Here is a 4862-nt window from a genome sequence, read left to right on the forward strand (position 1 = left end):
CTGGGCCCAGCTGCCGGCCCGGCTGGCGCGCGGCGAGGTCGCGGCGATCTCGGACTGGCCGGTGCCGCGCGCGATCGATGCGATGCAGCGCCTGTGCCATGACCTGCTGCGCACCAGCCATGGCGCGCCACCCCGTTATTTCGCGCCCGAGGCCTTGCCGGCGCCGGGGCCGTCCGCGCCGCTGCAGCAATGGGCCCTGGCGCTGCAGCAGGCCGCACGCCATGAAGACCATCCGCTCAATGCCGGGCTCCTGATGGAGTCGCTGGTGCTGCAGGGCCAGTCGGCCTNGCCGGGGCCGTCCGCGCCGCTGCAGCAATGGGCCCTGGCGCTGCAGCAGGCCGCACGCCATGAAGACCATCCGCTCAATGCCGGGCTCCTGATGGAGTCGCTGGTGCTGCAGGGCCAGTCGGCCTTGCAGGGCCGGCGCCGTGCGGCTCGGGCTTGAACCAAGCCACGAGCAAGCCATTCGCTACACTGCTGCCCATGAGTGACGCCGCGCCCGCCAAACCTCCCGTGACCCCAGCCGCCGCCGGCGCCAGGCCCAGCGTGATCCAGCTGGTGTTCAAGGAGAAGGGCGCGCTCTACGCCGCCTACATCCCGCTGTTCACCGATGGCGGCCTGTTTGTGCCGACCACGCGCGACTACAAGCTTGGCGAGGACATCTATCTGCTGCTGTCCCTGCCCGATGATGCGCAGCGCTATCCGGTGGCCGGCAAGGTGGCCTGGATCACGCCGCCCAATGCCTCGGGCGGCCGCACCCAGGGGGTGGGCGTGCGCTTTCCCGGCGACGAGAAGCACCGGCTGATCAAGATCCGGATCGAGGAGCAGCTGGGCACTTCGATCTCCTCGGCCAAGCCGACCCAGACCATCTAGATGTTCATCGATTCGCACTGCCATCTGAGTTTCCCCGAGCTGCGCGCCAATCTGCCGCAGATCCTGGCCGAGATGGCCAGCGCCCGCGTCGAGCAGGCCATCTGCATCTGCACGACGATGGAGGAGTTCCCCGCCGTCAGCGAGATCGCGGCCACCCACAGCCAGCTCTGGGCCACGGTGGGCGTGCATCCCGACAATGAGGAGGTGCATGAGCCCACGGTCGAGGAACTGGTGGCCGCGGCCCAGCATCCCAAGGTGGTCGCGATCGGCGAGACCGGGCTGGACTACTACCGCCTGAACGGTCGCAGCATCGACGAGATGGAATGGCAGCGCGAGCGTTTTCGCAGCCATATCCGTGCCGCGCGGGCCACGGCCAAGCCGCTGGTCATCCACACCCGCAGCAGCTCGGCCGACACCTTGCGCCTGCTGCGCGAGGAGATCGCCGCGGGCGGTTCGCTGGGCGAGCGGCCCGGCGTGTTCCACTGCTTCACCGAGACCGCCGAGGTGGCCTGGGCGGCCGTGGAGCTGGGGTTCTGCATCTCATTCTCCGGCAGCCTGACCTTCAAGAACGCGCAGGCCCTGCGCGATGTGGCCGCCGCGCTGCCGCTGGACCGAATCCTGATCGAGACCGACAGCCCCTATCTGGCGCCGGCGCCCTATCGTGGCAAGACCAACAGCCCGGCCTATGTGCCTTATGTGGCCAAGCAACTGGCCGAGCTGCGTGGACTCAGCGTCGACGAGGTCGCGGCCCGGACCTCGGCCAATTGCCGGCGTTTGTTCGGTCTGCCATGAAGAGCGTCCCGCGCCTGGTCGCGCTGGTGCTGCTGGCCGGCGCTGAACTGGCCATGGCCGGGCCGGCCGAAGACCTGCTGAACGCGGCGATGCGCGATGACGGCTACCGCATCGGCGTGCTGCTGCTGCGCGGGGGCGATCCCAATGTGCGCGACGAGCAGGGCCAGACGCCCTTGCACATCGCCTTGAAGGACGATGGCGACAAGGCCGTCAAAAGCCTGCTGAGCCATCCGGCGCTGGATGTCAACGCGGTCAATGCCGCCGGCGAGACGCCGCTGATGCTGGCGGCGCTGCGCGGCCGGCTCGACACCGCCCGGCTGCTGGTGCAGCGCGGCGCGCAGATCAATCGCGAGGGCTGGAGCCCCTTGCACTATGCCTGCAGCGGCCCTGACGAAGGGGTGGCGGCCTGGCTGTTGAGCCAGGGCGCCGAGATCGACGCGCGCTCGCCCAATGGCAGCACGCCGCTGATGATGGCGGCCGGCTACGGCGGGCTCAGCACGGCCGAGCTGCTGCTGAAGGCCGGCGCCAAGGCCCAGCTGCAGAACGAGCAGGGCCTGCGGGCGGCCGACTTCGCCGAGCGCGCCGGGCGCGACCGCTTTGCCAAGCTGCTGCGCGCCCAGGCTGACAAGCCCTAGGAGCCTGTCGGGCTTGGGCATGGCCCTGCGCCGCCACCTGGGGCCGCCAGGCAAGTCGCGCGCGAGGCCGTGTGGCGGGCCACACCACGAGCGTGCGACGCGGCTTGGCGGCCCCAGGTGACGGCCCGAAGGGTTGTGCGACATCGCCCGCAGGCCGCGTTGCCCATGCTCGCTGCACGCCAGTGCAGCTTGCGCTGGGCGCCTTGCCTGTGGGCGGTGTCGCACAACGCAGGGCCATGCCAAAGCCCGACAGGCTCCTAGGACTTTGCCTGACACGCGCTTTGGCGCCCGGCCCACTGCCGCGCGCAGCGGCGCAGCCCTACAGTGACTCCAAGGCTGATCCATAGCCCCTGCCAACCGGAGTTACCCATGCGCCTTGCCTCTCACATCACCGCCGCCGCCAACCCCTTCGCGATGATGCTGGACCCGCAGCAGGTGGCGCGCGCCGTCGAAAGCTCGGAGCGCCTGAACCGCCTGCACAGCCGCATCTACCGCCCGCTGGACAAGCCGTTGCTTGCCAAGGCGCCGGGCGACGCGGCCGACTTTGATCGCCTGATCGACGCGCTGCCCGAACCCGAGCCCGAAGACCTGCTCTGAACGATTCAGGCCTTGTTCGGCTTGCCGAGCAGGCCGACCGCCAGCGCTGTGCCCAGCAGCACGACGGCGCAGCCCAGCGCCATGCGGGCCGTGAAGGCCTCAGCCAGGAACAGCCAGCCCCACAGCACCGCGAACACCGGGATCAGAAAGGTCACGGCGATCGTGTTGGTCGCGCCGATGCGCGACATCAGGCGGAAAAACAGGATATAGGCGATGCCCGAGCACAGCAGCGCCAGCAGCAGCACGCCGACCCAGGCCTGCAGGCTCGGCGGCTGGGCCGGCCACAGCCAGAAGGCCGGCAGCGCCAGCAGCAGCGCCGCAAACACCTGGCTGCCGGTGGCCACACTCAGCGGGCTCACATGCGCGAGGAATCGCTTGGTGTAATTGGCCGCCACACCGTAGCTCAGCGCCGCGCCCAGGCAGGCCAGGATGGCCCAGCCGCTGCCGCCGGGCTTGAACGAGGCCTGGTCCCAGGCCAGGAACAAGACGCCCGCAAAACCCAGCGCCAGGCCGATGCAGCGCAGCAGGCTCAGGCGCTGGGCGAGCCAGATCCAGGCGACGATGGCACCCCAGAGCGGCGTGGTCGCGTTCAGGATGCTGGACAGGCCGGCCGTGATCGACAGCGCAGCAAAGCTGAACAGCGCAAAAGGCAGGGCGCTGTTCAGCAAGCCCACGGCCAGCAGCGGCCGCCATTCGCGCCCGAGCTCGTTCAGCCCCTGCCGGGCCGCCAGCAGCGGCAGCAGCATCAGGCTGGCACCGCCGACGCGCACCGCCGCCATCGCGATCGGGCCGAACTCATGCGCGCCCAGGCGCATGAACAGAAAGGACGCGCCCCAGATGGCGGCCAGCAACAGCAGTTCGGCGATATCAAAAGGTTTCATCAAGGACTCAGGCGGCTTCTTTGAAGGCCGCACCCTCTAGGCGCAGCAAGGCGGTCTTGCGCGCCAGGCCGCCGGCATAACCGGTCAGGGCCCCGCTGGCCCCGAGCGCGCGGTGGCAGGGTATCAGGATGGAGAGCGGATTGCGCCCCACCGCCGCGCCCAGCGCCCGCACCGCCAGCGGCCGGCCCAGCTGGCGCGCCAGCTCACCGTAGCTGCGGCTGGCGCCGGCCGGTATTGCCAGCAGGGCTTGCCAGACCTGCTGCTGGAAGGGCGTGCCTTGCGGGTCCAGCGCCAGGTCTTGCGGCAAGCCCTGGCCCTCGAAGTAGGCCCGCAGTGCGGCTCTCAGTTGTGCGAACAGCGCATCATCCGGTGCGCTCGGCAGGTCCAGCGCGCCGGGATGGTGCTTCTGCGCATCGAACCACAGGCCCGACAGGCCGCGCGCGCTGCGCGTGGCCGTCATCGCGCCCAAAGGCGTGTCGATCCGGCATTGCAGGACATGGTGCGTGGATCGGGTGCTCATGATTTCTTGTCCTTGATCGCGGCGGCGCGCCACAGGCGCAGCACCGCATAGCTTCGATAGGGCTGGAAGGCCAGCGCGGCCTGTGCATAGGCGGTCGGGCTCAGCGGCCGTTCGGGATCGGGGCTCAGGGCTTTTTTCAGCACCACATCGCCCGGCGGGAAGGCATCGGGCCAGCTCCAGCCGCGCATCAGCATGTAGTGGGCGGTCCAGGGGCCGATGCCGGGCAGGGCGCAGAGCTCGGCCAGCGCCTCGTCCACCGTGCCCTGCTGGCGCGCATAGGCCAGCCCCGGCCAGGCTTGGGCCAGCGCGATCAGGGTCTCGGCGCGGCGGCGGATGATGCCCAGCTCGGCGATCTCGCCGACCTCGGCCCTGGCCATGCGTTCCGGGCCGGGGAACAGGCGGGCAATGCGCTCATCGGGCGCGCCGGCCAGCGGCGTGCCGAAGCGGGCCACCAGGCGCGCCGCCAGGGTGCGGGCGGCCGCCACCGTGACCTGCTGGCCCAGCACCGCGCGCACCGCCAGCTCGTAGCGGTCCAGGCAGCCGGGCAGGCGCAGGCCCAGCTCC

Annotated in this window: 7 protein-coding genes; 4 read left to right on the top strand and 3 right to left on the bottom strand. The window is 70.3% G+C overall.

What is annotated here, in order from left to right; translation table 11 throughout:
* The first annotated feature begins 483 nt into the window (after nt 1-483).
* The 4 genes from PO768_RS27845 (at nt 484) to PO768_RS27860 (ending at nt 2897) form a co-directional block, all read left to right on the top strand.
* On the top strand, nt 484-873 hold the full coding sequence (locus tag PO768_RS27845; RefSeq protein ID WP_137940608.1) for a PilZ domain-containing protein: 390 nt from the start codon (nt 484-486) through the stop codon (nt 871-873).
* Nucleotides 874-1665: a TatD family hydrolase gene (locus tag PO768_RS27850; protein WP_272648653.1), complete on the top strand. Its 792-nt coding sequence runs from the start codon at nt 874-876 to the stop codon at nt 1663-1665.
* Nucleotides 1662-2300, top strand: a complete 639-nt coding sequence (locus PO768_RS27855) for an ankyrin repeat domain-containing protein (RefSeq protein ID WP_269841603.1) — start codon at nt 1662-1664, stop codon at nt 2298-2300. The genes PO768_RS27850 and PO768_RS27855 overlap by 4 nt, the downstream gene beginning before the upstream one ends.
* 369 nt (nt 2301-2669) lie before the next feature.
* Nucleotides 2670-2897: a hypothetical protein gene (locus PO768_RS27860; protein ID WP_137940605.1), complete on the top strand. Its 228-nt coding sequence runs from the start codon at nt 2670-2672 to the stop codon at nt 2895-2897.
* A 5-nt stretch (nt 2898-2902) separates the two neighbouring features.
* On the opposite strand, the gene PO768_RS27865 is transcribed toward PO768_RS27860, so the two are convergent.
* The 3 genes from PO768_RS27865 to PO768_RS27875 all read right to left on the bottom strand — a co-directional run.
* Nucleotides 2903-3778, bottom strand: coding sequence for a DMT family transporter (locus PO768_RS27865; protein ID WP_272648654.1), 876 nt, complete (start codon nt 3776-3778; stop codon nt 2903-2905).
* A 7-nt stretch (nt 3779-3785) separates the two neighbouring features.
* A complete protein-coding gene (locus PO768_RS27870; protein ID WP_269841601.1) occupies nt 3786-4298 on the bottom strand; it encodes a methylated-DNA--[protein]-cysteine S-methyltransferase in 513 nt (170 codons plus the stop codon).
* A partial coding sequence (locus PO768_RS27875) for a DNA-3-methyladenine glycosylase family protein (protein WP_442953310.1) occupies nt 4295-4862 on the bottom strand: 568 nt, incomplete at its 5' end. The genes PO768_RS27875 and PO768_RS27870, both read right to left, overlap by 4 nt.

Source organism: Paucibacter sp. XJ19-41, from assembly GCF_028462495.1.
Classification (GTDB): Bacteria; Pseudomonadota; Gammaproteobacteria; order Burkholderiales; family Burkholderiaceae_C; genus Roseateles_E.